General features: G+C 68.8%; 23 protein-coding genes, 1 tRNA gene, 1 pseudogene and 2 CRISPR repeat arrays. Of the genes and pseudogenes, 7 read left to right on the top strand and 18 right to left on the bottom strand.

From position 1 onward, the window contains the following. Positions 1–3: 3 nt before the first annotated feature. The gene (locus tag LC193_RS08485; RefSeq protein ID WP_226073027.1) at positions 4–294 is read right to left on the bottom strand and encodes a hypothetical protein; all 291 of its coding nucleotides are present in this window, start codon (positions 292–294) and stop codon (positions 4–6) included. Next, positions 281–1,411 (bottom strand): MinD/ParA family ATP-binding protein, encoded by a 1,131-nt coding sequence (locus tag LC193_RS08480; RefSeq protein WP_226073026.1) that lies wholly within the window; start codon positions 1,409–1,411, stop codon positions 281–283. The genes LC193_RS08485 and LC193_RS08480 overlap by 14 nt, the downstream gene beginning before the upstream one ends. Positions 1,412–1,702: 291 nt before the next feature. Here LC193_RS08480 and LC193_RS08475 point away from each other — a divergent pair, with 291 nt between their 5' ends. The 3 genes from LC193_RS08475 to LC193_RS08465 all read left to right on the top strand — a co-directional run bounded on the left by LC193_RS08475 (position 1,703) and on the right by LC193_RS08465 (position 3,840). Then, positions 1,703–2,707 (top strand): lytic transglycosylase domain-containing protein, encoded by a 1,005-nt coding sequence (locus LC193_RS08475; RefSeq protein ID WP_226073025.1) that lies wholly within the window; start codon positions 1,703–1,705, stop codon positions 2,705–2,707. Positions 2,708–2,801: 94 nt separating this feature from the next. After that, positions 2,802–3,566 (top strand): hypothetical protein, encoded by a 765-nt coding sequence (locus LC193_RS08470; protein ID WP_226073024.1) that lies wholly within the window; start codon positions 2,802–2,804, stop codon positions 3,564–3,566. A gap of 58 nt (positions 3,567–3,624) precedes the next feature. Next, positions 3,625–3,840 carry an EthD domain-containing protein gene (locus tag LC193_RS08465; RefSeq protein ID WP_226073023.1) on the top strand — a complete coding sequence of 72 codons (216 nt, stop codon included), beginning with the start codon at positions 3,625–3,627 and terminating at the stop codon, positions 3,838–3,840. Positions 3,841–3,912: 72 nt separating this feature from the next. On the opposite strand, the gene LC193_RS08460 is transcribed toward LC193_RS08465, so the two are convergent. The 4 genes from LC193_RS08460 to LC193_RS08445 all read right to left on the bottom strand — a co-directional run bounded on the left by LC193_RS08460 (position 3,913) and on the right by LC193_RS08445 (position 6,956). Next, positions 3,913–4,656 (bottom strand): SDR family NAD(P)-dependent oxidoreductase, encoded by a 744-nt coding sequence (locus LC193_RS08460; protein ID WP_226073022.1) that lies wholly within the window; start codon positions 4,654–4,656, stop codon positions 3,913–3,915. A 32-nt stretch (positions 4,657–4,688) separates the two neighbouring features. Further along, positions 4,689–5,834: an MAB_1171c family putative transporter gene (locus LC193_RS08455; RefSeq protein WP_226073021.1), complete on the bottom strand. Its 1,146-nt coding sequence runs from the start codon at positions 5,832–5,834 to the stop codon at positions 4,689–4,691. Continuing rightward, entirely contained in the window at positions 5,821–6,234 is a 414-nt protein-coding gene (locus LC193_RS08450; protein WP_226073020.1) for a regulator component, read from the bottom strand. The genes LC193_RS08455 and LC193_RS08450 overlap by 14 nt, the downstream gene beginning before the upstream one ends. A gap of 227 nt (positions 6,235–6,461) precedes the next feature. After that, a complete protein-coding gene (locus LC193_RS08445; protein WP_226073018.1) occupies positions 6,462–6,956 on the bottom strand; it encodes a hypothetical protein in 495 nt (164 codons plus the stop codon). Positions 6,957–7,336: 380 nt separating this feature from the next. Between LC193_RS08445 and LC193_RS08440 the strand changes: the two genes are divergently transcribed. Then, the gene (locus LC193_RS08440; protein ID WP_226073016.1) at positions 7,337–7,735 is read left to right on the top strand and encodes a hypothetical protein; all 399 of its coding nucleotides are present in this window, start codon (positions 7,337–7,339) and stop codon (positions 7,733–7,735) included. 196 nt (positions 7,736–7,931) lie between these two features. Here the strand turns inward: LC193_RS08440 and LC193_RS08435 are convergent, their stop codons facing one another. The 10 genes from LC193_RS08435 to cas6 all read right to left on the bottom strand — a co-directional run bounded on the left by LC193_RS08435 (position 7,932) and on the right by cas6 (position 19,903). Then, positions 7,932–8,186, bottom strand: a complete 255-nt coding sequence (locus LC193_RS08435) for a hypothetical protein (protein ID WP_226073014.1) — start codon at positions 8,184–8,186, stop codon at positions 7,932–7,934. Further along, positions 8,183–8,500 (bottom strand): hypothetical protein, encoded by a 318-nt coding sequence (locus LC193_RS08430; RefSeq protein ID WP_226073012.1) that lies wholly within the window; start codon positions 8,498–8,500, stop codon positions 8,183–8,185. Before LC193_RS08430 ends, LC193_RS08435 begins: the two co-directional genes overlap by 4 nt. Positions 8,501–8,810: 310 nt before the next feature. Continuing rightward, positions 8,811–11,692: a CRISPR direct-repeat array (repeat unit 30 nt; unit sequence GTTGGGACCCCTCGGAGGGGCGATGAGGAC). A gap of 109 nt (positions 11,693–11,801) precedes the next feature. Next, on the bottom strand, positions 11,802–12,065 hold the full coding sequence (gene cas2 / locus LC193_RS08425) for a CRISPR-associated endonuclease Cas2 (RefSeq protein ID WP_226073011.1): 264 nt from the start codon (positions 12,063–12,065) through the stop codon (positions 11,802–11,804). A gap of 6 nt (positions 12,066–12,071) precedes the next feature. After that, positions 12,072–13,052 (bottom strand): type I-B CRISPR-associated endonuclease Cas1b, encoded by a 981-nt coding sequence (gene cas1b, locus LC193_RS08420; protein ID WP_226073010.1) that lies wholly within the window; start codon positions 13,050–13,052, stop codon positions 12,072–12,074. A 1-nt stretch (position 13,053) separates the two neighbouring features. Further along, a complete protein-coding gene (locus LC193_RS08415; protein WP_226073009.1) occupies positions 13,054–13,551 on the bottom strand; it encodes a CRISPR-associated protein Cas4 in 498 nt (165 codons plus the stop codon). Further along, a complete protein-coding gene (gene cas3 / locus LC193_RS08410; RefSeq protein ID WP_226073008.1) occupies positions 13,548–15,983 on the bottom strand; it encodes a CRISPR-associated helicase Cas3' in 2,436 nt (811 codons plus the stop codon). The genes LC193_RS08415 and cas3 overlap by 4 nt, the downstream gene beginning before the upstream one ends. Further along, complete coding sequence (gene cas5 / locus LC193_RS08405; RefSeq protein ID WP_226073007.1) at positions 15,980–16,672, bottom strand: CRISPR-associated protein Cas5; 693 nt, start codon at positions 16,670–16,672, stop codon at positions 15,980–15,982. Before cas5 ends, cas3 begins: the two co-directional genes overlap by 4 nt. Then, on the bottom strand, positions 16,669–17,694 hold the full coding sequence (gene cas7i, locus LC193_RS08400) for a type I-B CRISPR-associated protein Cas7/Cst2/DevR (protein WP_226073006.1): 1,026 nt from the start codon (positions 17,692–17,694) through the stop codon (positions 16,669–16,671). The genes cas5 and cas7i overlap by 4 nt, the downstream gene beginning before the upstream one ends. After that, positions 17,691–19,157: a hypothetical protein gene (locus LC193_RS08395; RefSeq protein ID WP_226073005.1), complete on the bottom strand. Its 1,467-nt coding sequence runs from the start codon at positions 19,155–19,157 to the stop codon at positions 17,691–17,693. The genes cas7i and LC193_RS08395 overlap by 4 nt, the downstream gene beginning before the upstream one ends. Continuing rightward, positions 19,154–19,903: a CRISPR-associated endoribonuclease Cas6 gene (cas6, locus tag LC193_RS08390; RefSeq protein ID WP_226073003.1), complete on the bottom strand. Its 750-nt coding sequence runs from the start codon at positions 19,901–19,903 to the stop codon at positions 19,154–19,156. Before cas6 ends, LC193_RS08395 begins: the two co-directional genes overlap by 4 nt. A gap of 1,643 nt (positions 19,904–21,546) precedes the next feature. Beyond that, a CRISPR array of direct repeats spans positions 21,547–22,717; the repeat unit is 30 nt; unit sequence GTTGGAACCCCTCGCAGGGGCGATGAGGAC. Between the two features lie 274 nt (positions 22,718–22,991). On the opposite strand from cas6, the gene LC193_RS08385 reads away from it, so the two are divergent. Then, positions 22,992–23,061 (top strand) — tRNA-Ala (locus tag LC193_RS08385). Between the two features lie 164 nt (positions 23,062–23,225). Here the strand turns inward: LC193_RS08385 and LC193_RS08380 are convergent. After that, positions 23,226–23,714: pseudogene (locus tag LC193_RS08380) on the bottom strand (tyrosine-type recombinase/integrase); the annotation flags it as partial. A gap of 268 nt (positions 23,715–23,982) precedes the next feature. On the opposite strand from LC193_RS08380, the gene LC193_RS08375 reads away from it, so the two are divergent. Together LC193_RS08375 and LC193_RS08370 are read left to right on the top strand one after the other, a co-directional pair. After that, on the top strand, positions 23,983–25,242 hold the full coding sequence (locus LC193_RS08375; protein WP_226073001.1) for a glycosyltransferase: 1,260 nt from the start codon (positions 23,983–23,985) through the stop codon (positions 25,240–25,242). 195 nt (positions 25,243–25,437) lie between these two features. After that, positions 25,438–25,722, top strand: coding sequence for a hypothetical protein (locus LC193_RS08370; RefSeq protein ID WP_226072998.1), 285 nt, complete (start codon positions 25,438–25,440; stop codon positions 25,720–25,722). A gap of 281 nt (positions 25,723–26,003) precedes the next feature. Here the strand turns inward: LC193_RS08370 and LC193_RS08365 are convergent, their stop codons facing one another. Next, positions 26,004–26,378 (bottom strand): MerR family transcriptional regulator, encoded by a 375-nt coding sequence (locus LC193_RS08365; protein ID WP_226072996.1) that lies wholly within the window; start codon positions 26,376–26,378, stop codon positions 26,004–26,006. Between the last annotated feature and the right edge of the window lie 63 nt (positions 26,379–26,441).

Genomic DNA, 26,441 nt, shown 5'->3' with positions numbered 1-26,441 from the left:
CGCTCAGGCGCTGACCAGGATGGTGTAGAGGACGGGGAGCGAGGCCATGCCGATGGTGGCCGCTCCGACGCGGACCAGCTCGCCGCGCGTCTCGTCGAGATCGCCGGCCATGCCCTGCCGCCTCGACTTCGCGGCGCGGGCGATGGCCTCGATGAGGAAGTAGGCGCAGACGAAGAAGCCGATCAGCCAGGCCAGCGCCAGGAACATGCCGAACTTCGACTCCAGCAGCGGCGCGAACGGCCCGAAGCTGGGACTGACCCCGGAGAACGGGTTGAACTGCTCAGCCAGGTACACGGACGGACTCGCCTTCCGGGAGCGCGGACAGAACGGATGCCATGGCCGCGCAGGCGTACAGCCACGCGGTGTGGGTCGCGGGCCTGATCCGCGAGTGGTCGACCGGCCCGCCGCCGGCCAGCGCCGGGTCGTAGGGGATCGGCATGGCGATGGCGCAGCGTTCGGCGAACGCGCCCAGCACGGCCTCGCGCAGTGCCGAGGCATCGCGGCCGGGGGCCGGGTCGGACACCAGGGCGACACCCCGGGCCTTGAGACCGCCCGCGCCGAGCACGTCCCGTTCCAGCGCGTCGGCCATCCACAGCGCGGCCGAGGCAGAGTCCTCGCGGGCCGTCGCGGTGATCGCGATCAGGTTGGCGGAACGGGCGGCGGCCAGCCAGTTCGAAGCGCGGATGTTGTTGCCCGAGTCGACCAGGACCAGCTGGTAGTAGCGGCGGAACAGCTCGTGCAGCCGCTCGAACGCGGGCGCGTCGATCTGCCCGGTGACCCGCGGCCGTTCATCGCTGGCCAGCACGTCGAAGTGGGCCGGTCCCTGCCCGCGGACGAAGGCTCCGAGATCGCCGAGCCGGGCCGCCGGGGTCTCGAACAGGTCCAGGTGGCCGAGCAGGTCGCGCGCGGTGCGGGGGTGTCCGGCGGGCAGGGCGCGTTCTCCGAGCGTGCCGCGCGTCTCGTTGTTGTCGACCGCCACCACGCCGCCGCCCCGGTGGACGCCGAGTGTCCGGCCAGCCATCAGCGTCGAAGTCGTCTTGCCGGAACCGCCCTTGGGGTTGGCGAAGACGATCGTGCGCGGCCCGGCGAACGACATCTGCACCGCGCGCAGCGCGCTGTTCCACGCCTGCTCGGCCGCGGACGGCGCGGGCGAGAGACGGCCCGCGGTGAGGCGGTGCACGCGCCCCCGCCAGCCCCACCGGGGCGCCGGCGACCGGGCGTGCCGCCGCAGCGAGGCCGCGAAGTCGGCGTGCCGGGCCGCGTGTTGAACGGGCCCGGCCCCGGCGGCCGGAGCCGCCTCGGCCGGTGAAGGCTTGCTTGGGGCGCTGTCGTGCGCCGGTGCGAGACGGCTGGCCGCCGAGGAGCGGAACGACGCCGCGGTCATCGGCTCCTCCCGCGCGGTGTCGGTCACGCTGGGCTCCTCACTGCCGGGCTTCGGGGCGTGCGTGCCGGAAAACGGTGCGATGACGTCGGGCACCGGAACGCGCTCCCGGCCATCGGTCGTCGGCGCGCGGCGCCCGCCCACCACCGCCCCGGCTGAGCAGGTCATAAACAACAATCGGTTCTCCTTCTCGTTCGCGCGCGTCATCACGGCATGTTCTTCACGTCCGTTTATGCTCGGGGACCATAACGGCAGCCCCGCGCGAAAGGTGCGCAAGCGCCGCGATGACGCCCCGAACGGGCGAAGCACAGAAGGAGCGACGTGAAGAAGCTCGGCTGCCTCGGCGTGGCGCTCGTCGTTCTCGCCGTACTGGCCCTGGTCATCTCGGGCCCGGGCGACGACCGGGCCACCGCGGACTCACGCCGGCTGGCCGCGCACGCCCCGGTCCCCGCCGCCTACCGCGACCTGATCAACACCGCCGCCGGGCACTGCGCCGCCATCGACGCCCCGCTGATGGCCGCGCAGATCCACGCCGAATCCGGCTGGGACCCGCACGCCGTCTCGCCCCAACGCGCGCGCGGCCTCGCCCAGTTCCTCCCGGAGACCTGGGGTCGCTGGGGGCGGGACACCGACGGCAACGGCCGCGCCTCCCCGTTCGACCCGGCGGACGCCATCGACGCGCAGGCCCGCTACCTGTGCCACCTCGCCGACGACCTGGCCGGCCTCCCCGGCAGCCTCGTCGACAACTTTCTGGCCGCCTACAACGCCGGCCCCGGCGCCGTCCGCGCCCACGCCGGAGTCCCGCCGTTCCGGGAGACCCAGGAGTACGTCCGCCGGGTGAACCAGCTCGTCCCCCGCTACCGAGCGGCCCTCAGCGCGGGCGACTGCGCGTTCACCCTCGCCCGGCCCAACCCCCGCACCTGCGCCGAGGCCATCGACGCGGCACGCCGGGAGGCGCGTTCCGGCAGCCTCGTCTGGCACCGCCGGTGCCTGGCGTTCGCTGCCCAGGCATACGGCTGGGGCGCCTCGGGCGAGGCCACCGCCGCCGTCGCGTGGGACCGGGCCGTCGCCACCGGCACCGCCCGCCCCCACGACACCGACCCACCCGCCGGCGCCCTGCTGTTCTACGACAACGGCGACCCCGCCGGGCACGTCGCGCTCCACCTCGGCGGCGGCCAGGCCGCCACCAACGACATCGCCGCCCCCGGCCGCATCGACATCGTTCCCCTGCACGACCTCACCGACGGCCGCTGGCACCTCACCTACCTCGGCTGGGCCCCACCCGATTTCCCCCACGCCACCGGCGGCACGAGCGATGTCGGCTGACGCCGCGCCCCGCCTGCACCATCCACACCCGTGAACGGCGGTAAGGTGCCACGGCACGAAAAAGACAGTCCCATCGGAAGGGGGCAACGCGCCCATGCCGGCCCCGCGCGCGGACCACCACCCGGCCACACAACGACGCACCCTCGCCGAGAAGCTCAAACGGCTGCGCGACATGAAAGCCCCGCCGGGCGAGCCGCCGCCGTCCTACGAGGTCACCGCCCGCCAGATCACCAAGGCCACCGGCGTCAGCATCTCCGGCCCGTACTTCTGGGAACTGGTCACCGGCCGCACCACCAACCCCAAACTGCACCACCTTCAGGCCCTGGCCCGCTTCTACCAGGTCCCCGTCGCCTACCTCGCCGAGGACACCGCCGACCACCACCGACTGGAGTCCGAACTCGAACTGCTCCAGACCCTCAGGCGCAACGGCGTCGACAGCGTCGAAGTCCAGGGAGCGAACGGGGCGGGCGCCGACCTCGCCACCGTTCAGAGCCTGCTCGGGCAGGTCCGGTTGCTGGACGACTTCGGTGACGAGGAGACGCGCGAGGCGGCCCTACGGCTCAAAGCGCTGGAGCCGGGCGACCGTACCCAGCTGCTCACGGCGCTCGAAGACGAACGCGTACGCCGGCTCGTTCTCACCGCCAACGGCCTCGACGACGAACGCCTCGCCACGGCCGCCCACCTCATCGCCCGCCCCGACCTGCTCGACGCCCTGGCCGAGGACGACGTCCAACGAGCCGCCCTGCGCCTGGCCGACCTCTCCGCCGCCAGCCGACAAGCCGTTCTCTCCCTCGTCGACCACCTGCGCCACCTCGAAAGCCGCGGAGCGGACGAGGCCGGTCCGCGCGGACCAGGCTGATCGCTGATCCGGTGTCGTCGACTGAGGCGCCACATCCATCCCTGAGACGGCGCGTCACGTGCGCAAGTACACCGTGTCCCACCCGGTTCCGGCCGCGAGCTACCCGCCGCGGGCCTACGACGGCCTGACGGAGATCTGCTTCGAGGACTGGGCGGACCACGATGCCTTCTTCGTCTCCGAGAACTACCGGACGCTGGTCAACCCCGACGAAGCACGCTTCATCGACATGGGCTCGGTGGCCGTGATGGTCACCGAGGAGAAGGCGGTCATCTGACGGACCGCGGACCCCGTCGACGCCCGCAGATCCGCACGAAAGAGCCTGGCCGGTGGCCGTGGTCCGTTCCTGTCACTCCTTCGGGGTGCGGGAGCGGGCCATGCGGGCGGCGAGGCGGCGGGGGGCGTGCTGCGCGGCGGCCGCGTAGAGCTTGAAGTGCCAGCCGGTGACGCTGCGCGGCCTCCCGCGGCGGAGGTCTTTCATGGCCTGGTCGACGACGCGGTCGACGGACAGCCAGATCCATGCGGGGACGGTGCTGGCCTTGGGGGCGTCGGTGTGAGTGAAGCCGGGGCAGACGGCGAGGACGCGAACGCCGCGAGGGGCGAGGTCCAGGCGGAGGGACTCGCTGAAGTGGATGAGCCAGTCCTTGGCGGCGCCGTAGGTGCCCGCGGGCACCAGGCCGGCGACGGACGCGATGTTGAGGATCGCGCCCTCGCCTCGGGCGGTCATGCCCGGGATGGCCGCATGGGTGAGCCGCAGGGGCGCGCGGACGAGGAGGTCGAGCATGCGCTCCTCGTCGGCGAGCGGGTTGCAGGGGTAGGGCTGCGGGAGGCTGTGGCCGGCGTTGTTGACCAGGACGTCGACGGCCGTCGAGGCGAGGTGTTTCTCGACGATCGCGCATCCGTCCGGAGTCGCGAGATCCGCGCTGATCGTGTCGACGCCGACGCGGTAGCGGTCATGGAGATCGGTGGCGGTCCGGTCGAGACGGGCCTGGTCGCGTGCGACGAGGACCAGGTCGTGGCCGTCGGCGGCGTAGCGGCGGGCGAAGCCCAGGCCGATTCCGGAGGTGCCCCCGGTGATCAGTGCGGTGGCCATACGAGATCTCCTCGGCAACGAAGGCAGCGGGTCTAGGGAACTTGTTCTCCGGTCGGGAGGCGAGGGGACATGGCGGGCCAGTGGCGGGCCATCGTCAGGAGCAACGTGCCGTCGCCGCGGTCGAGACCGGGGAACGGGCGAGGGGCGGCGGCACTTTCGCCGGAGAGTCTCGCGCGCCTCGCCTGTCCGACGGCGCCCGCCAGAGCGGCGGCCTGCGACGCGGCGGCCGGAACGCGCAGGGCCTTGGCGTGTCGCGCGGCGCGTTCATAGATGTGAGGGGCGTGGTGGGCTTGCAGGTGGAGCATCGCGTCGAAGGTCTCGATGACCTGCCGGTGCGCCTGCAACGCGAGGGGCGCGCGGGGGCGGAGGACCTCGCGGAGGCGGGAGGGTCGCGGGGGGAGCAGCGCGACCGTGGGGACAGCCGCGGACAGGTCCCGCCACAGCGGCCACAGGACCCACACGACGCGGGCGTCCCGAACGAGCCGGGCGGCCCTGGTGGCGGTGGGGACCAGCAGCGTGAACGCCCGCGTGACGCCGTGGAGGTTGATGAGTACCGCCAACCACGGCAACGCGCCCGGCATCCGGTCGGAGAGGTGGACGAGGTGGCCGGCCCAGTAGACGACGGCCAAGGCGCTGCCGAACGCGAACAGCCGCAGGGACCAGGCCAAGTCGCGGTCGCCGGTACGCGCGCTGTACCGGCCGCACAGAACGACCACGGCGATGTCGGCGATCACGTGCGCGCAGCAGACGACCACCCAGTAGACCGCGGACGGTTCCGCGGGCCCACCGGCGGGAACGGCAGGCCCGGGGTAATCGCCTCGGGCCAGGTCCAAGCCCACCAGCGTCACCACGGCGGCGGACGTCGCCGCGGCGATGGCCAGTCGTGCCCGCCGCGGATGAGTGGAATCGACGACGAACAGAACAGTCAGCCCCGCCGCGACAACACCGACGACATTGCGGGACAAGGCGACGGCCCGCTCGTTCCCGGTGACTTCGACGGCCCAGTCGACGACTTCCGGCTGGAAGAGTGTCGTGGCGATCGCCGCGGCCAGAATGGCCAGCCACAGACCGCGCTGGTCCCGCTGCTTGAGCGCGGGCCGGGCACGCAGGAGCAGTGCGAACCACATCAGCAGAACGCTCAACCGGCCGATGTGGACGGCCCATTCAGAAACGGTCATCGCCCCGCACCCCCAGCAACGCGCCCAGCCGGCCCAGCGCCCCGGCTGCCCGCGGCTTCTGGCCGCTGCGCATCAGGCTGGCGAGCATTTCGGCCTCCCGCTCCTCGGCAGTGGTGTAGCTGGTCCGCTGCATCAGGCGCTTGATCAGGTGCGGTTGCAGCCCGTCGAGCAGACCGCGCAACTCGCCGCCGACATCCCCGTTCTTCCCGCTGCCGGAATCACCCATTGGCGCACGGTGGTGGACCACCAGCATGTGGGCAATCTCGTGCAGAATGATGTGCTCCCGGTGGATGGGGGCAGTCCGTGCCTCGTAGAAGACGAAGTCCGCCTCGTCCGTCCCGACCCACAGACCGCACGCCCCCGCGTCCGCCGCCTGCTCAGGCAACTCCTTGAGAACCAACGGCCTACCTCGAAGGGTCTCGATCCAACGAGCGATGGACTCCAGGGAGTACGGACGGGGGACATTCAGGTCGTGGAGGATCTTCCGGCAGTGAGCCTGCAAGCGGACGTACTCGCTGGCTGTTGTCACCTGCTGCTCCGAACCTTCCCTTTGCAGACAACACCGATGGAAACCGCTCACGTCAGCCTTTCCCTTGCCTCATCCGGCACCGCTGTGCTGTGAAGCGTTCACGGCGTGTTCAACGGGCCCGGCTCTCCCGCGGTTCGCTGGATCTCGCCCGAACCAGTGAACCCATTCCCATCGACCGGGGTGTCCGACATCGCGTTCACCACCGCGAGGACGGCTTCGAGGTGCGCGTCGGAAAGGCCGTCGGCCCGGGCAGCCAGCGTGCGTACCTTGCTGTCCCCGAGGGCAACGGCGAACTCCATTTTGCGCCGCACCCTCTCCGAGACCTCGGGGTCCGTGAAGTAGTCGCGGGTGACGCCGAAGAACTCGGCCAGTGTATGCAGATGCTCCGCGGTCACGTTCTGCTTGCGCCCAGTCGTCAACTCCCACAGGTACGTGCTGGAGAAGGAGCGGCCGGTTACGTCTTCGATCTCTTGGGTCATCTCCTTGAAACTGGGGCGCCTCTTGTTTCGATAGTACGCAGAAATGATCGTCTCCAACCGCTGTGCCAACGGCGGAAGATCCGGGTCGCTGCGTAGACCGTCGCGGCTGACCACTTTCCCTCCTCCTCGATGCAAGATCTGGCGGAAGCCTCTTGTGGGGCGCGGACGAGTAGTCCGAATTCTCTTATACGCCTGTCCGCTGGCATCGGCAACGGCCGCTTCACTCGGCAACTTGTGCGAGACCGTCCGAGGCGCAGTCCGCCAGCGATTTTCCGACTGGCAACCGACACGCCGGAGGGCGCGGAAATCTCGACTCCCAGCGAACAGATTGACAGGCCCTCATCCGCTGAGTAGGTTTCGCGCCATATTCGGCCGATCCCCATAGCTCACGCAAGCAGGGCACCGGCAGAGTGATTATCGGAAATCATCCGTCTTCACATCAAGTCACTGATTCCCGAGACCCCGAACTGCCGACGCTCATGAAAGGGCCCGTCATGTGCGTGCACCAGCCCGCAAGCTCTCACCTCAAGTTGCCGCACGACGCCCGCCAGCCCATTCCTGCCATGGCGGAAGCGGGCGACGATGACGCGCGCGAGCCGCCTTTCAGCAACGCGATCGAACCGTCAAGAGTGAAAGAGGGAACCGACACCACGGTCATCCTCACAACGCGGGACGGTGTTCGAGTGACAATCTCGCTCACCAGCGAATACGACGTGATCGTGGTGGCCGCGCCCTCAAACGAAACTTCTTCGACCAGGTCAAAGAAGACAGACGCCGCCACCCTCGCCGCCGCTCGCTGGCTGATGCCCAACGTGCCAGCGGCGTTGATCGCCGAGACCCTCGGGCTGAGCCAAGGCCGAGACCACGCGGTCAACGGCGGCGATGCTGGGTGAAGACCGCCGCTGCCTCCCCGCGGTTCGGGTGCGAGCGGGGGCAGCTGGTGATACCCGCGGGGTCCTCACGGAACCGAGACCCGGATGAGGGCCCCTGGCGCAAAGGCGGGAGAGAACAGGATCGGGCCGGCGGTCAGCCTCCTCGCTCACGACCAGCGCTCCGGTTCGCACGTTCCGTCGCCCGAGACCCTCCGGGTCACGGGTGGCCGACGAGCCACACCACCTCGACCACCACCGCCCGGTTCCGCACCCGGTACAGGATCGTCACCCGCGCCCCCTCCAGCACCCACCGCCGCATCGCCTCCGGCCCGCGCCCCTCGTGCACAGCTCCCACCGACTCCGGCCGGTCGGCGAGCGTCTTCTCCGCACCGTGCACAGCGCGGCGTTGCTCCCGCGTAAGAGTCCCGATGCCGCGCTGCGCCTCCGCGCTGTAGGTGATCTTGTACCTCAACGGGCCGGCCCCTCACCCGCGGACGATCCGGGCGCGGGGCGCGCTTCGAAATCGTCGCCGTAATCCGCCCACACGGACTCGGCCGGCGCTGCCCCCGGACACGGGCCCTCGCCACTGGCGTCGACCGCCGCTCGAACGTCCGGGTGCGTGCGCGTCATCCATGCCATCCGGCCCGCCGCGACAACGTTCGCACGCTCCCGCCCGCTGCCGGCCTCCGCCAGGGCGGCACGCAGCCGCTCGACCTCCTCCGGCCACGGAGCCAGGGCCTCGACCAACTCCTCCTCGGTCTGCGGCCCCTCATCCGGCTCAATCACGTACGGACTCCGCGGAACCGGCCACCGAGCAGCGCTCACCGCAACCCCCTGATCACACAGTGACTCGACATGTGCAGCACGTTACGACACTGCGGGCCCCCTGGGGACAGGTAGGGGGTCGGGGCCTTGCTGCGAAGGAGCGCGGCAGCTGACTCGGCCATGACGGTGATCTCCTCTCATCGGTTCTCCTCGCAAGGCCCAGAGGCCCGGGTCCACCGGGTGATCGCGCGCATTCCGTCTCCTGCTGAAACGCCTCGCGGGGGTGATGAGGACGCGCCGACGCCGTGATCTGGCAGCACCCGGGCGAGTAGTTGGAACCCGTCGGAGGGGCGATGAGGACAGGTGCGGGCGGTGATGACCAGGGCCTCCAGGTGGAGCGTTCGGAACCCCTCGGACGGGCGATAAGGACCGCAGACCGGAGACATGGCGGACACAGCCGTCATGATGTTGGGACCCCTCGGAGGGGCGATGAGGACAGGCGAGTACGCCGCGCTCTGCCGACACCTCGGCACGTTGGGACCCCTCGAAGGGGCGATGAGGACGGGCGGGGTGTGGCAGACCCGGCACGCCCCCTACCGGTTGGGACCCCTCGGAGGGGCGATGAGGACGCGGGCGACAGCGTCACGCAGCGCGTCGCCGAACGGTTGGGACCCCTCGGAGGGGCGATGAGGACCCGGTACCCGGCCGACCGACCACGGCCCCGCCGGGTTGGGACCCCTCGGAGGGGCGATGAGGACGCGCGGGCTGGCCCCGCCAGCGCCGCGCTCGATCATGTTGGGACCCCTCGGAGGGGCGATGAGGACGGGCGGCGGACGCGTACCGCCGCGCGCAGAACGACGGGTTGGGACCCCTCGGAGGGGCGATGAGGACACGTGAGGCACCGACCGTAGACCACAGCGGCGACCCGTTGGGACCCCTCGGAGGGGCGATGAGGACGTCGCGGATCATGACGTGCTCGTGGCGGGGGACGCGTTGGGACCCCTCGGAGGGGCGATGAGGACCCTCTCCGCGCAGGCGCTGCACCGTCTCCGTGTCCGGTTGGGACCCCTCGGAGGGGCGATGAGGACCCCAAGTCCGAACCGCCCAACCCGGCTTGACCCAGGAGTTGGGACCCCTCGGAGGGGCGATGAGGACGCGGCACGTCCAGCGGGTCGACCTCCGGCTCCTCGCGTTGGGACCCCTCGGAGGGGCGATGAGGACGGGGCCGCATCGGCTACATCGGCATGATCCGCGCCACGTTGGGACCCCTCGGAGGGGCGATGAGGACACCAGCGGACCGGCGCGTGGGAAGTCGCCGGCGTGCCGTTGGGACCCCTCGGAGGGGCGATGAGGACCAGGCCGTGCTGGAGCAGACCGCCGACCTCGCCAAGTTGGGACCCCTCGGAGGGGCGATGAGGACCAGGACACGCCCAGGCACCGCTACACGATCACCTAGTTGGGACCCCTCGGAGGGGCGATGAGGACTGGTGGTGGGCTGCCCGTCGCCGTCCCGCTCGTCGCGTTGGGACCCCTCGGAGGGGCGATGAGGACCGGCCTGGACCCGGCGCACGCCGTGTCCCCCGAGATGTTGGGACCCCTCGGAGGGGCGATGAGGACTCGTCACGCTGGGGACCCTCGGGGCTGGTGTGACTTGTTGGGACCCCTCGGAGGGGCGATGAGGACGCCGCATCCGAGACGCACTCCACGCCGCCGGCGTCGCGTTGGGACCCCTCGGAGGGGCGATGAGGACAAGAAGGCCCCCAACGAGAAGGTCGAGCCCTACCGGTTGGGACCCCTCGGAGGGGCGATGAGGACCAGGTGCCGCAGCGGGCGCACTGGTAGTTGTGCTGGGCGTTGGGACCCCTCGGAGGGGCGATGAGGACATGACCGCCGCGCAGCAGCAGGCAACCGCGCCCATCCGTTGGGACCCCTCGGAGGGGCGATGAGGACCTCCCGCCCGACCTCACCCAGCCCACCATCCCGCCCGAGTTGGGACCCCTCGGAGGGGCGATGAGGACCCGGCAGATCCTTCGGCCTGGCCGGTCACACTCGCAGTTGGGACCCCTCGGAGGGGCGATGAGGACAGGTCGAACGAGGCGTTCATCGCCACGATCGGCACGTTGGGACCCCTCGGAGGGGCGATGAGGACCAGCTCGCCCGCGAGCCAGCCAGGCGTGCGACACGTGTTGGGACCCCTCGGAGGGGCGATGAGGACCTGCACGTCGCACCGGCGGTACACCGGGGTCGAGGGCGGTTGGGACCCCTCGGAGGGGCGATGAGGACCAGCAGCACCGGCAGCAGCGCCGTGCCGAGCGTTGTCCGTTGGGACCCCTCGGAGGGGCGATGAGGACCGGCCAGCCAGCGGCGCGGGTCCCGCCGCCGCCCTTGTTGGGACCCCTCGGAGGGGCGATGAGGACTCGGTCCACTCCGACGCCTTGGCGGCGGCGAGGTCGTGTTGGGACCCCTCGGAGGGGCGATGAGGACTCGATCGGGTTGTGCGATCGGATGGGTGGGGTGGTGGTTGGGACCCCTCGGAGGGGCGATGAGGACTGGTGTGGTGGGATCGGGGGGCGCCCGCGCCGGGTGTTGGGACCCCTCGGAGGGGCGATGAGGACTGATCGGCAGCTTCCTGGCGCCGTCGGGGCCGTCCTGTTGGGACCCCTCGGAGGGGCGATGAGGACTACTCCGGCGCGATCACCGCGGACCAGCTCACCGCGTTGGGACCCCTCGGAGGGGCGATGAGGACGCCCTCGAAGCAACCGGAGGTAGGAGGCCGACAGCGTTGGGACCCCTCGGAGGGGCGATGAGGACCGGTCCACGCCGCCGCAGACACGCTGCCGGACGCGACGTTGGGACCCCTCGGAGGGGCGATGAGGACCGGCCGACTCGTCGGCCATCCACTCCTGGACCCGCGGTTGGGACCCCTCGGAGGGGCGATGAGGACCGTTCGCCGAGGCCGCCCAGGCTCTGACGTTCGCGATGTTGGGACCCCTCGGAGGGGCGATGAGGACTGCCTCACCTGCGGCACCCCAATCGGCTGACCTTGCCGTTGGGACCCCTCGGAGGGGCGATGAGGACTCGAACCTCGCCAAGCTGGTCGCCCAGCTGGAGTCCATGTTGGGACCCCTCGGAGGGGCGATGAGGACTAGGAGCCCACCCCATGCGCGAACAGCCCACCAGCTAGTTGGGACCCCTCGGAGGGGCGATGAGGACCCCAGGGTAAAGCTGCACGTCAGCGTAGGCGTTGATGGCATCTGCGAGTCCGCATGTGCAGTGAACCGCCGGTCGTGTTGTGCGGCCCGGTGAGTTGCTGAAACCGGGGTCACAGAACGTCGGTGGGGGTGGGCTCGGTGGCGCCCCATTCATGGCGGATGGGGGTCGTGCCGGGCGGGAACGTGTAGACGAGCACGTTGTCGTAGGTGAGGTCCAAGACTTCCTCGACCGTAGCCTGGAAGCGGCGAAGCTGAGCTTCGGTGAGTTGGCCTTCGAAGACGCTGCGCTGGACGTGGTGGAGGTACTTCCGGCATGTCCGCAGGATCTTGGGGTTGCGCTTGGCCGCGGTGTCGTAGACGACGATGACGTACACGGGGGCTCACCACCAGATGCGGAAGGGCTTGTAACGCGTTCCTTCCAAGCAGTGACGGGTGAGGGCGAGCGCGTCGAGGTAGATCAATTCGTCATAGGCAACGGGCCGACCGAGCGATCGGTGGTTGACGCTGGTGGCCAGTTCGTCGCGGACGGTTTGGACGACGAGTTTGCGGCCTGCCTCGCTGAGCATCGCTTGATTGGTGCCGGTGTCGAAGTGATGTTTCTTCAGCTGCTTACGACTGGCCATACGCAGGAGTAGTCGTTCCGCGAACAGGGGCTTGAACATCTCGGCAAGGTCGAGGACGAGCGAGTGTCGTTGGCGTTCGAGGCTGCTGTGGAGGAAGGCGATTCCGCTGTGCAGGGGAGTCAGCCTGACTGCGGAGAGGACGCGTGCGTAGATGATGCCATTGACATAGCTGATGAAGGCGTTGCCGGCGTTGCGGGGTGGGCGGCGGCTACGACCGTGGAGTTGCAGCCAGTCGGGGAGCTTGGTGTCGATGACCTCCCAGGCGGAGCGGCGAAAGGTGCCCTCGGCACCCATCAGGTGGAGCGGGGTCTCGGCCTCCTTGATCGAAGCTTGCAGGGTGGTGTAGGGGGCGGTGAGTAATTGCCGGTCGACGACGCGGCGGACGTTGAACGCGCATGCGTCGACGAGTGAGCGGGCGATAGCCATGCTTGCGCTGGGCTGTTGGGCGAGATTGGCTTGAGCCAGGACTGTCTGCCCCGAAGTGCTTGTATCCGAGGTGACCAGCGATCCGGCGTAGTCGCCGTAGTAGCTGAGCAGGTGGACGCTGATTCGGTGACGGTTGAGCAGTGAGACGACCGCCGTGTTGATGTCGGTTTCGGCGCATGCGATGATGTCGCGAACGTCGGTGATAGGAATGTGAACCTTGGGGGCAGCTTCGCGCTCGATGACGAGGGACTCGTCCTTGCGGCGAATTCGGCATGGACTGGTCAGCCAGTAGGTGCGGGCGGCGGTGGGCATTTCATTCCGTCCAGCAGTAGTCGATGTAGCTGCATCCCCGGCAGCGATTGCGGGGGAGGCGGTCGGGAGACGTCAGGGCTGTGGCGACAGACAGCACCTCCTGGATGTCCTCCTCGGCTTGGGCGGTTGCCTCGGGTGTGTAGGGGAGGCGTACGGTGCGCCTTGTCGCCGGATAGTGGAGAATTGCTCCCTTCACGTCGTTGCCGAAGCGGGCCAATTGGTGACAGTAGTGGTAGGCCTGGGCGCGGTCGGCATCGGTAGGGCGAGAGGAGGATTTCACTTCGTGCACCCACTGGTGGCCGTCGACGAAGTCCAGCTTGGCGGCGCCGAGATCCACGGGGCTGTGGCGAGGGTAAGAGGAGTCATGGACAGCCTCGCCCAGTTGAACGGTGGCGTTGAGATGTTCGGGACGGATGCCGCGGAGGTAGAGCCACAGTTGGCGACGGCAGTGATGGAGGTACTTGATGTGCACGCCGCCGACGTCTTCGTCGGAGATCACAGGACTTCTCCGAGCTGGTAGTCCTGAGTGGGCAGTCCGCGGATGGCGAGTAGGCCCAAGTCAGGTTGGTAATCACCGTCGATGAGGCGGACCTTGAGGTCTTTGTCCCAGCGTGCCAGGCGGGTGGCCCAGTGGGGCATGGGGATCAGGAGGTCGTCGGCGAGTAGGCGGCCGGCTTGGCCGGTTGCCTGGGCGAGCGCCGTGGTGAAGTTGTCGCGGTCGCTGAGGAGAATGGCTTCGGTGCCGTCGAAGAGTTCGTCGAACGTCTCGCTGAGGCGCGACCGGTCGTCGAACGGATAGTCGAACCGCAGGAACCTGTCGCTGAACAGTTCACGGTGGGAGAGGACCTCGTTGTACCACTGGGCGCCCCAGTCGCTTCCGTAGATGTCGTTCAGCCAAGCGGTTGCGTCGACCTCGTCAAGCAGTGCGCCGTCGTGCGTGGTGAGGATGTCCCAGGCGGCTTCGACGGGCGCGCGCTCGTAGATGCCGTCGGCGAACTCGTCGGCGGAGCCACCGCGGCGGGTGGCCCATGCAGGCCGGTGGACAACGACATCGGCCGGGGGGCGAGCCGCGACCCGGTTGACACGGCCGAAGCGCTGTAGAAGGGCTTCCAGGGGGGCGGCCGCGGTGAAGAGGACATCGAAGTCCACGTCAAGGGAGACCTCGACGACTTGGGTGGCGACCAGAAGCCCGGGGCGACGTTCGGCGTCCGTGCGGTGTCGACTGGCGATCCGCCGCTCGATGGCCAGGCGGTCCCCGCGCCGGAAACGGGAGTGCAGGAGCGCGGCGGCCTGGAGGCCATGACGTTTCTGGACGGCGGGCGCCAGTTCCCTGAACAATGCGAGGGCGTGAGCCACGTTGTTGGCGACGACGAGGACCGACTCGTTGCGGTCCAGACGGTCGCGGATCTCGGCGAGGGCAGCCGGATCGGTCAGGTGGTGGCTGCGGGTGGTGAGCCGGTGCCTCGGGGGCCGCCCAACGTCGGGCGGGGCGATGTCATGGATCGGTTGTTTCAGGGTGTGCCGGAACAGCTTGGCGAGCTTGTTCGGCAGTGTGGCGGACAGGACAGCGACGCGACCACCGAGTTGCTCCCACATCGTGGCGCTGGCCAGGATGAAGCCGAGGCGACGGGGCTCGTACGCGTGCAGTTCGTCCATGATGAAGACGGAGTTCGCGGTGTCCAGCAGGACGCCGGAGTGGGACGGGCCGACCAGGGCGCCGCGGAGGAGCTGGTAAGGGGTACCGACCCGAATGGTTTCGCGGAAGAGGCGGGTGGCGGCGGCACGGGAAACGGCCTTGGCGGCGGCGTCGGGGAGGGAGGAGGTACCGTCCGCACATTCCTCGTCACCGTCTTGGGGAGCGATGGCGGCTGCCAGGTGGTACGCGGCGGCGCGTGAGTGGGTCACACCGACGGCTTGCGGGGTGTCGAGCAGTAGGCCGAGCCGGGAGGTCATGGCGTTGATGGAGGCCAGGTACGGCAGGGTGTAGAACACGCGTGGCACACCGCCGGCGTGGTGAATCAGGTCGGTGACCTGGCGGGCTGCCCACAACAAGGATGCCTCGGTCTTGCCGCTTCCGGTCGGAGCCCGCAGCAGAAGGTGTCCGGAGTGCGCGGCTGCCTGAAGTTGGTGGGGCCGGAGCGTGTGACCGACGTCGGCCATCTTCTTCTCCAGAAGGGCGGGGAAACGCGAGTCGAGCGGCTGGTCGCCGAGCAGCGTTCCATGCGCCGAGGAGAGGCGGTCGGCCATGGTGACCGCCCCCTGCAAAAGTACGGCGGCCAGGCCTTCCGAAGGGCTGACAGGTTCTTCCCACCGGTCGAGCAGGTCGCCCAGCAGTTCGTAGGCGGAACTCACAAGGGTCTCGGAGTCGCACTCCTCGATGTCGGCCGATTCGTGGCGGATCGGCAAGTCGTGTCCGGCGGCGACCCGGCGAAGCCACGCGATGACTGCCGGGATCACCTGGTGCGGGATGCGGTCGAAGCGCGTGCCGAACTCGATTCGGTCGCTGCTGCCGTACAACGTGCGCAGGTCGCTGCCTTGCTCACCTGTCAGGGCTCGATGATGGGTGGCCACTCCGGTTGCCACCCACAGCCGCATGGCGGGGTCGTCGAGGAGCCAGGGCAGGAAGCCGAGGGAGAGGACTTCGTGCCGCTCGCCCCAGGACCGTTTGCGCTTATACACCATGTCCTGGAATCCGCCCGGGATCTTGCCGGCATCGTGTGCCAATCCCGCAATGTCGACCGCGGCCCAGAACGACTCGCTGCCGAGGATGTCCTCAGCGGCTGGTAGCCGGCCGATGCGGTGACGCACCGCACGGGCCGCCTGGAGCGTGGCCCAGAGGTGTGAGGTGAGGGACTCCCCTTCGCTCTGGCCGTGCTCGGGACTCTTGGCGCGGAGCCCGGCCAGGAGGTGATCGAACGGTGTGGTGCTCACGGCATAGTGCTCGCTTCCTGTCGTTCCGGAACGGTTCGAGGGTGTGGCGAAGGCAGCCGGAGGAGCGCTTGGCCTTCGCTCGTCGACCAGCTTCCGCGCACGATGCTCTGGCCTCGGCCTGCCGGATCGAACCGGTACGAGCCCCATGCGGTTCTTGCTCTGTCCACAGACACGGCTGTGGGAAGTCGGAGACGTGTGGAGGCCGCTGCGTCGACCGCTGCTTCGGGTACCAGCGCGCTCCCGAGCGTGCCGGGCTCGTCGCTCACCGAGGCTTGCTCCAGGGAGAGCCCGATCAGATCCTGACTGCGCCCGAGTCTCAGTGGCCACCGTGGTCTGCGGAGCCGACGGCGCCACAGCTCCAGGTCGTCGAACAGCCACAGGCGCAGGGTGACGCCCGCCAGGAAATCCCGGTTGCGCGGCGTGGGTGAGGCCTTCTTACCCGAGGCGTCCAAGGGGTGGTAGGTCTCCAGGTCTGTGCCCCTGCCGCGCGCGTGGAACGTCATGGCGAACGACAGGCCCTGGTCGACATCACCCCAGCCGCCTGCTGCGGCGGCGAGCATGCCGCCCACTGTGGCCGGCGACGGGCATGGCAACGTGACCTGGACACCGGAGTACAGGGGGTTGCGGAAGGACACCACCGGGGCGGTGACGGTGACCTGGAGAGCCTGTCGTCCGGAAGGGCTGCTCATGAAACGGAGTCCTCGAACCAGCTGTCGAGACCCCCTGCCTCGATCCGCTCCGCCAGCCCCGACAGAACCGTCCGGGGGTGCTTGAGGATCAGCTGTTCGCCGTCGATCAGTTTCTTCAGCTCACGGGCGACCCGCTCGCGTTGGTTGTCGAGGAAGCCAGGAGCCCAGCCGATCATCACTGGCCCGTCCAACTCGTCCTGCCAGGCCTCGACCTCCGCGCTCAGGACGTCTGAGTCGAAGTATGGCTTGCCCTCCCGCGCCGTGAGGACGCGTGTGAACGGGTTGACGCCTCCCTTGAGCGGAGCGAGGAGGATGAGAGCCGGCGTGCGGTCACCGTAATGAAGTGCCTGCTTCGCGCCACCCCGCAACGAGGCCAGGGCGCGGAGCAGCACCGCAACCCGCCGTCGGCGCTCCGCCAGCGGCAGCCTGACCGCAGCCACCCCTCGAAAGGTGAGGTCTTCGGCTCCGTTGCTCCTGGCCTCCTCCGCTACGGCTGGACTCACGGCGACCCGCAGACCGCTGCCATCAGTCTCGAAGACGCCCACGCGGGGAAGGTCGAGCAGGAGATCACCGGCCAGGACACCGCTGTAGAGCTCGTGCTGATGAATGACCGGATGTTCGCCGGACGGGAAACCACGGCTCATGGTCCCGAAATCGGTCGTCGGCCGCTGCGGCACCACGGACACCAGCGTTCCGGTAGCAAGCACGGTGTCCCGCTGGTAGTTTTCCTTCTTCACCGCCACCATGTAGCCGAACAGGTCGTCGTCCAGATAGCGGTCGGGGCGTCCCGCGGTGTACGCTTGCTGATTTTTTCCGGCGCCGGAACGGGTCACTTCCGAGCGCGGCTCCAGCGGAGGAAGTGAATCCCGCAGCCACCGGCGGAACGCCTGCGCAGAGATGTACGGATAGGTGTCGCGGCCCACCCGCATACTCTTGACTTTGCCAATGTTGTCGACGCCCTCACCGTTGTTAGGGGCTCCGGCTACGACATCCTCGACGACCTTGCCGGCCAGAAAACTCACTGCTCGTCCTCCTCGTCACCACGACTGATCCACTGCCGGTCGTCCGACCGGAGCTCCGCCACTACGTCTTCAGTCTTCTCGCTATCCGCCACCCGCCAGCTGAGCCGGGCCAACTCCTCTAGAACTCCCACGAAAAGCAGCTCGCGATGGAACCACGCGGCGTTGTCCAGCGAAGGATCGAAGAGGAGCACGGTGACCCGGTCGCTCATCAGCGGCTCGCCACCGAATCCCTCGTGCTCGGTTCCGGCCCAGGCCACTGCGTGCCTCGTCAGCCAGCTCCGGAGCTGGCGAGAGTTCCTCAAATGAGCACGCAACTCCTTGAGCGGTCCTCGGCCTGTTTCCTGCGACAGCAGACTGCCGAGCTTGCGCGCGGTCGCACGAATCTCGGCAAGATCCTTCTCGTTCATGTGCATCACCTCGGTCACGAACGACATCAATAGTTTCGCCAGCTCGCGTGCTGCGTTATGGTCGGGATCTCTCTGCATCACGCAAACAGCGAGATGGCTCGCTCCCGTGCTCACGATTCGGTCCGGCGAGTGAAAGGCGTTTCGGGCGAGCGCGACGACACCCGACAGGCCCGGTGTGCTGTGTGCTCGGACCAGCATCCCGAACCCGCGTCTCAATTCAGGCAAGCGGCAGGTCTTTCGCAGCCACTCGGCCAGTGGCTGTTGGAGGCCGTAGGTATCGAGGGTCTGTCCCCGGTTATTGTTGTTGAAGACCAGCAATTCCACGCCGTCGCTGATTCGCTCGCCATAAAGCCGCAAGGCGTCGAGCGCGACCACTTCGCGCACCTCGGTCTGCTTCTTCGACTCATCACCTGTAGCTGCGAGCCTCTGATTCACCCGCGCCTGACGTCGCGCCGTCCGGCGAACGAAACCTTCATCCCAACTGTGCAGAGCAATCGACGAGCCGCCGGTGAGGCGGCTTCCGTAGGGCAGAGCATAGAAACAGCACAGACAGGGCCAGCACAGCGCCATTCCCTCATGGCCGCGCGGCGTGCTGTTACGGTAGGCCTCACTCTCGGCTAGAACGACATCCCGCTTACCGAAGAAGCCGACCGCTGCCCGTCCACACAGCACACAGTCAGTGGCCGGCCAGTGTTCAGGGTCGGGCATCCTCAGCCACGACCGCACAGCATCGCGGACATCCACGTCCGTCTTGGGGCGTCCCTCGGCCGTCTTGCCCTTCCGGCGCCCGGGATGGTTCATGGGCGAGTTGGGGAAGAAGGAGAGACTGGCTTTCTGCCAGAAGCCGTCGGACGCCTTGCTATCGCGTACAGAGGCCCGCGCCGCGTCTTCAATCACCTGGCTCATCGCGGCCTGGAAATCCGCAGACTCCAACTCCTCGGGCTGCTCCACGCCGACGAGGGAGGCCAGGGCGAAAGCGCCGATACGTTGCAGAGGGTGCGGCGTCAGGACCACGCGGCACTGAGCTTCGAGTTCGAAGTCTTGGGCCCCGCTCATGACTGAATCCACCCGAATCCCGCGGCGTTCGCCTGCCCGAGACCCCAACTCCACAGGGCTTGCAACGTCTCAGGCGGCCCTGTCAACTCAACTTCGACCGGTGCACCGGGCTTCGAGCCGTCCCCGACCCGGAAGGACCTTTTCGCCCCGATCCAGGTCACCGACTCCAACTCCACCTCGGGATCGAGCCCCAAAGTCTCGGCCTTGCGCACGAGGTTGCCATGGAAGTACTCGGCCCACTCGGGCTCCGACGGCAACAGCCATGCCTGCCTCGTCGTGCGCCGTCCGTCCGCATCTCGACCCGAACCCTTCATCACCACTGGAGTCGTCGTGCGCAACCGCACTCGCCCGGACGAACAACTCGGTGGCGGAACCACCTGCACCTTGGTCAGCCGGAAGGCCGCGCCACCCCAGTCGAGCAACTCACGAGCCGCCAGGCCTTCGCCCAGGGCCTGCGCAACCTCCGGCACCGGGCTGCCGAACTCCACTGCCCCGGCTCCGCCGATCGCGTACCTGCCGCGAACGCGTCGGACCTTCGGAAACAACGGCGCCCCGTGCCCGAAGGGAACCATGCCGTGCCGCCCCACTCCACGGGCATGGAGCGTTTCCCCGAGCGCGGGGGCGACCCGGCCCAGCACGTCATACACAAGACCACGTCCCGGCGCCAACACGCTGGCCCAGGGCAGCTCGGAGGCCGAGGTCGTCACCGACAGCCGCACTCTCATCCGTACCCCCACGATCAGCACACGGAGTCGCTGATCAGACTGTTGTCCTTCCGTGCGCGCCGAGTGTATGGGCCGCTACTGACAATCGCTCATCGGGCGTGTCGCAGCCTGCTGGCCTGATAAGGTTCGCCGCCTCGATCAGGCAGTGTTCCCGGCGCTTCCCGAGCCTTCGGAGATGCCTGACGAGGGCCTCGGCGCGTGCCCGTTCGGCAACGAACAGAGGGCTCGCGAGATTGGGCCCCGGTCCGGTATGTGCCAGTTGAGTATCGCTGTGCCCTGCGAGGGCGACGAGCCCGGAGCGACAGATGCCGGACACAGCGACGTGTGTTGGGCCCCTCTCAGGGGCGATGAGGCAGGTGACGCGAGCATGCGCTGCCAGCCCTCATGCCACGCTGGTGGCTCGTCTCGCGTCAGGGGCTCCACCGTTCACAGAACAATCGGACGGCGTAGTAAAGGGCTTGCATAGCCGAGCCCGCGATGCCGACGACTTCCCTGACCCTTGCCAGGGTGCTTCGCGGCGATCTGCGTCGTGGCGGCCGGCGTGACCGTTTCGGTGTCACGGGAACCGTGCCTCCCCTGCCTTCTTGGTGCAGGCGGAACCAAATCGGGGTTGCGGTTGGCGCGCGCCCTGCCGAAGCGCAGTCGTGAGGCTGTGGGGCCAGATGTGCGTCGCGGATTCGCCCGAACGCAGCGTATCGGTGAGCTTCGCTTGTCCCTGCTCTGTGCGCGGTAAAGAGCTCAAATGTGTAGGCATGTCCCCCCTGTGGGTTCCGCTGTCCGGTCCCGACGGCTGACTGGATGTCGGGTTGTTGGGATGTTTGGTGGCAAGCCGCGGAAGCGGGATCGCCGCTCGTTGGGATGACGGTACCAGTGGCTTCCATCCACTGGTTACGATGTTTCCGGCTGGGGCGCTCACTGAGTGAGGACGGCAAAGCGTGCGTCCCGTTCGTCGGCGGGTCGTTACATTGGCACATGCGGGCGGAGCGCGGAGTGATCCGGGCCTATGATCGAAGTCTCATCGCCCCTACAGGACGCGTGCGTGCAGGGGTAACAACTAACCTGTGGATGGCTGCACGCGGGTTTGTTGATCATGACCCTACGAGGGGACTCCCGCTCCGATCGGGTACGTGCATTGCCCCGGGGCAGTAGCCGGCCCCGGGGCGGTGGTCGTTCCTGCCTCGTCACGCGCTCTACCAGGGCATTCAGTGGGATATCTGCCCAGAGGGCTGGGCTCCGGCTTGAGGGTGGTGCGTCGCGCCAGCCGCGAAGCTGGAACGATCTTGGCGTCCGGTCCGCGATGCGCCCTGACTGCAACTGGACGCGACCCGCCGGCACGCCCCGTCGCACTCCGTGATCGCCTTCAGGTGTGTGTGGCCGAACCGTCGGTGGCCTCATCGTCGTTGCAACCGCAATGCTCTGGTTCTAGTGGCATCGTTCCGTCGTGCACTCCGACATGGCGTGCGCGAGTCAAGCCGGGTCTGAAGACTAGCGACCTACTTGCGGGACCATGCCGTGGCCCGCGTCGTTCAGGGCAGGCTCCGGTTGGCGACCAGATAACCGAGGGTTCATGCCTCTTCCGGTCGCTCTTCAGCCCGTGTTGCACCCCCCTTGCAGGGACGGTGAGGTTTCCTCAGCCTGTTCCAGGTCAACTACTTGGTGTAATGGTTGCGGCCCCTCGTAGGGGCGATGAGGACCGACTTGGACGGAGCCGGGTCGGTGGTGGCTCGTGCCGTTGGAACCCCTCGCAGGGGCGATGAGGACGACTCAGTCGGGCATCACCACCGGCGCCGGTCCAGCACGTTGGAACCCCTCGCAGGGGCGATGAGGACCGGCGGTCGCGGGCAGGGCAACGGGCGGCTGAGCTGGGTTGGAACCCCTCGCAGGGGCGATGAGGACAGGTGCGGCCCGAGCTGGCCGCCGCCGTGCTCGCGGTGTTGGAACCCCTCGCAGGGGCGATGAGGACACAACACGTACCTCGTCGAGAACGTCCAGCCGATCAAGTTGGAACCCCTCGCAGGGGCGATGAGGACGCCGCGTCGCCGGCCTCCACGTCCCGGGTGGCATCTCGTTGGAACCCCTCGCAGGGGCGATGAGGACCCGGCGGCGTCGCGGTACGCCGCCTGGTACAGCGGCAAGTTGGAACCCCTCGCAGGGGCGATGAGGACACGGCTACGGCGTCCCGCTCCCGCTGGTCATCTCCGGTTGGAACCCCTCGCAGGGGCGATGAGGACAGGGCCATCACGGGCGCGGCCAGCTCGGGGTCGTCCGGTTGGAACCCCTCGCAGGGGCGATGAGGACCGCTGATCGTGTGCCGGCAGTTCGGATGCATCAGCCCAGTTGGAACCCCTCGCAGGGGCGATGAGGACTCGGCCAGCTCGTCGAAGTGCTCGTCCCGGTACTGTCGTTGGAACCCCTCGCAGGGGCGATGAGGACGCTACTCCACCCGCGCGCTGCTCTGGGGGCCAGCCGTGTTGGAACCCCTCGCAGGGGCGATGAGGACCCGGACCGCCAAGCCCAAGCCCACGCCGACCGGCGCGTTGGAACCCCTCGCAGGGGCGATGAGGACGACCGAGACCGCGGGCCGGGGCCTGTGCCCCTACGGGTTGGAACCCCTCGCAGGGGCGATGAGGACGCGGCGCGTTGCTGTTGTCGTGCGCCCCCGGCGTACGCGTTGGAACCCCTCGCAGGGGCGATGAGGACGACCGTGACCTGTACCGCTACGCCCGGCTGATGAAGGGTTGGAACCCCTCGCAGGGGCGATGAGGACCCGGCGGAGCAGGCGCCGACGGGCCGACGCCTGAGCACGTTGGAACCCCTCGCAGGGGCGATGAGGACCCCAAGGTAAAGCCGCAGGTAGGGGTAGGTAGCGGTGCGGGAGCACGAAGGCGTTTTGCAGCGAGCCTTCGGTTGTGTCGACGGTCCTGGCGTGTCGCTGAAGTTGCGGGGGACTGCACTGCTCCGATGATGCCACCTTGCGGCTTGCCCGACGCTTTCGCGCTGGAGTCGGGAGGGGGCGCGCGGGGCCCGACCAGCCTAGGGAGAACGGTCATGGACCGTGAGGGGCGGTCGCGGACGTGGGTGGGCTGTTCGGGTGGGGCGTGCGGTCGGGGTGGCTGGTGTTGTAGGGGCGGGGTTGCATGGCATGCAAGAGGTCAGGAGTTCAATTCTCCTTAGCTCCACAGGTCGCAGTGGCCCCCACCCGTGAGGGCGGGGGCCACTGCGTGTCTGGCTGTGTGACCAACGCTGTCACTCCGGCTGCGGGTGCCCGAAACGGGGCCTTTGTTCGTCAATCTGCCCCTGCCAAACTGCTTTCCAGTTCCCCGCGCCCGCCCGCTCGGCTGGTTCAGCGTTGGAAGATGCGGTTCATGGTCAGTGCCCCGGTCTGGATGACGGGGCGGATCTGCTTGCGGTAGACCTTCTCGGTGGTCTCGGAGCTGGAGTGGCCCACGAGGCGGGCGATCTCCTCGACGGGGACGTCGTGGTCGGACAGCAGTGAGACGAAGCTGTGCCGCAGCTCCCTGGGGGTCCACTCGGCGGGGTCGATGCCGTCGGCCTTGGCGAGGGCGCGTCGGAAGGCGCGGCGGACGTTGGCGGCGTCCAGGACCGTGCCCGTGTCGGAGGCGAAGGCGAGGTTGTTGTCCTGCCACCGCTCGCCGGCGGCCTGTCTCTGCCGTTCCTGTACCCGGCGGTGCTGGCGCAGGGCGGAGCGGCAGCGGTCGGGCAGGGCCAGCGTGCGCCGGGATCGACGGGTCTTGGTGTCGCCGCTTCTGCGGACGGAGTGCCATACCGCGATGTGCGGGGGCACGGGCGGATCGGCGTGTGGGCGTCCTTTGCCTCGTCACGCGGGGGAGAGGTCGGAGTGCTGTCGAAGCTCAAGAACGATCCGAACCGCAGGCGCATCATCGTGGACACCCCCGGCTTCATGGGGATCGATCCGGGCGCGGCCTGGGGCGGTGATTCGCTCGGGGAGCGCCCGGCTGACCGTGAGGCACGAAGAGCGAGGTCAGCGTGCTCGGGGCTTGCTTGACTGCTTTTCACCGCCTCTACTAGCTTTCGGGAACAGGACGGTTCCGACGGGGCCGTTGGAAAGGTGATCCCACGTGAGCAGGGTCGTTTTCGCGCCCGAGACGTTCAACCTCGCCGAAACGACGCGCGCCATCGAGATCGCCCGGCACCTGCCGGAAGCCGATGTCCTCTTCACCGGCTACTCCCGGGTGTACGCCCCGCTCGTGGAGGAGGCGGGGTTCGCCTTCAGGATGCTGTCCCCCGAGCTGAGCGCGTCCGACGGACGGCAACTGATCAAGGTGGACCAGGGGCGCGCTCTGCGGCACCCGTTCACGGAATCGGTCATCCGGGCGCGCGTGCGCAGCGAGATGGCGGTCTTCGAGTCCTTCGGCGCCGACGCCGTGGTGATCGGCACCACCCTCAGCACGTTCATCTCCGCCAGGGCAAGCGGCCTGCCCCTGGTCCACGCCAAGCCGTTCGCCTACTCCCTGCCGCATCTGTCCCGGACGAGCAGTTTCCCCGTGCTGCCCGACGGCCGCGCCGCGGGGCGCGCCGCCAACAGGATCGCCGCCGGGCTCGTGCGGTCGGTCGCGCCGCGCCTGACCTTCAAGCCCCGTGCCTTCCGCACCGTCCCCGGCGAGTTCGGTGTCCGCCTGCCACGGCAGACCCTGGCCGCCCTGGACGCCGACGTGAACCTCATCACCGAGCTGCGCGCCCTCCACGGCGCCCGCGCGCCCGAGCTGCCCCCGAACTACGGGCTGGTGGGCCCGATCTACGCGCGGCTGCCGGGGGACGTCCCCGACCGGGTGAAGGACCTGGCGAACGGCCGGCGCCCCGTGGTGTACCTGGCCCTGGGCAGCTCGGGGAACCGGCGGTTGCTCCTCCGCCTCCTGGCGGCCCTCGCGGACTGCCCCGTCGAGGTGCTCGCCCCGGTGCGCCAGTACCTCGGGCCCGCCGACCTCGCGGCGGTCCCGGGCAACGTGCACGTCACCGACCTCCTTCCCGCGCACAGGCTCGCCCCGTTCATCGACCTCTCCGTCATTCACGGCGGTCAGGGCACGGTGCAGACCGCGTGTCTGTCGGGGAAGCCCTTCGTCGGCGTCCCCCTCCAGTTCGAGCAGCGTTACAACGTGGCGGCCTGCGTCCGCTACGGCAACGCGGTCCAGCTCTCGCCCCATCGGCTCACGCCCCGGAGCGTGCGCGAGGCCGTGCGCGCCTGCTTGCAGTCGGCCGGGCTGCGTGACCGCGCCGCCGAGCTGGCACGCGAGGCGGTGGGCGAGGACGGAGCCCTGGCGAGCGCGGACCACATCCGCGCGCTGATCGCCGGCGGTGCGGCATACCCCCCGCACGGATGAAACCGGCCCCGCAGGCGGGTGGCAACGCCCGGCTCCGGGCGCGCCCCTCCGCCCCGGCGCGGTAGGGCGGAGGTTCAGCGGGTGGTCCGGTGCTGGACGGCGAGGCTCACGCGCCGCCGGTCCGAAGGCGGCGCGCGGCTGTGGAACGTCTCGCCGCTCTCGACGCGGCCTTGTTCCTGGCGAACTCCCGCGCCGGTGAGACTGATCGGCGAGCGGGTCAGGGTGCTGCTGCACGCCTCTCACCTGGTGGTGCACAACGAGAACGTGGAGGCTGCTCGGCACGAGCGGCTGATCGCGAAGGGCGGCTGCCGCCTGGGTCTGGACCACTGCCTCGAAGCTCTGGTTCGCGAGCCGGGCGCTTTCCCCGGCGCGACCGCGCTGGAGCAGGCCCGTTCCTCGGGCGAGTGCACCCCGATCCATGACGCGTGTGGGCGGCGGCGGTCGAGGCCCACGGCGATACGGAGGGCATTCGGGCGCTGATCGAGGTGCTGCTGCTGGTTCTGCACATCGCGCATGAACACCTCGTCGGGGCCTGGCGACGGCTCTGCGGGCAGGGGCCCTGACCACGGACGCGGTCGCTCCGTAGGCCCGCGAGGCCGCCCAGGTCGAGAACGAACCGACGCTTTCCACCGCATCACCGCATCACCGCATCACCGCATCACCGCAGGCCGCCACGACCGCCATCGACACCGCCTGCTCGCTGCTCCGGTTCGTGTTGTCGACTGAGGCGCCTGGCCGCGCGTTGATCCGAACGTTGTCGGTCAGGGAGCGTCGTCCGCCGACCGTGCCAGGTAGGCGTGGTTGTCGTCGATGAGGTGGTCGAGCGCGGTTCTGGCGGTGAGGAGGTCGTCGATGGCCTCGGACAGCCGGGCCCGTTCGCGGCCCAGGATCTCCAGTGCCTGCCGTGCTCTGTCCTGGGTCGGTTCGGACATGCAGGGTGCCATTTCGGCGATGGTGGCGCTGGGCACGCCTGCTGCCAGGAACGCCTGTACGAGGCGCACGCGTTGGATGTGCTCCTCGTTGTAGTGGCGCTGTCCGCTGGGTGATCGGGAGCTGGCGAGGAGGCCCTGTGCCTCGTAGTAGCGCAGCGAGCGGGGGCTGGCACCGGTGCGGGCGGACAGTTCACCGATCCGCATGCCGAACTCCCCCGCGCTGACCGCTCGTGCACTTGCCCTTGACATGGGTGTCAACTTTTAGGT

Origin of the sequence: Streptomyces marincola, assembly GCF_020410765.1 — a bacterium.
Lineage (GTDB): Bacteria > Actinomycetota > Actinomycetes > Streptomycetales > Streptomycetaceae > Streptomyces > Streptomyces marincola.
Note: the sequence above shows the minus strand (reverse complement) of the source record. Positions and strands in the feature narration are given on the sequence as shown.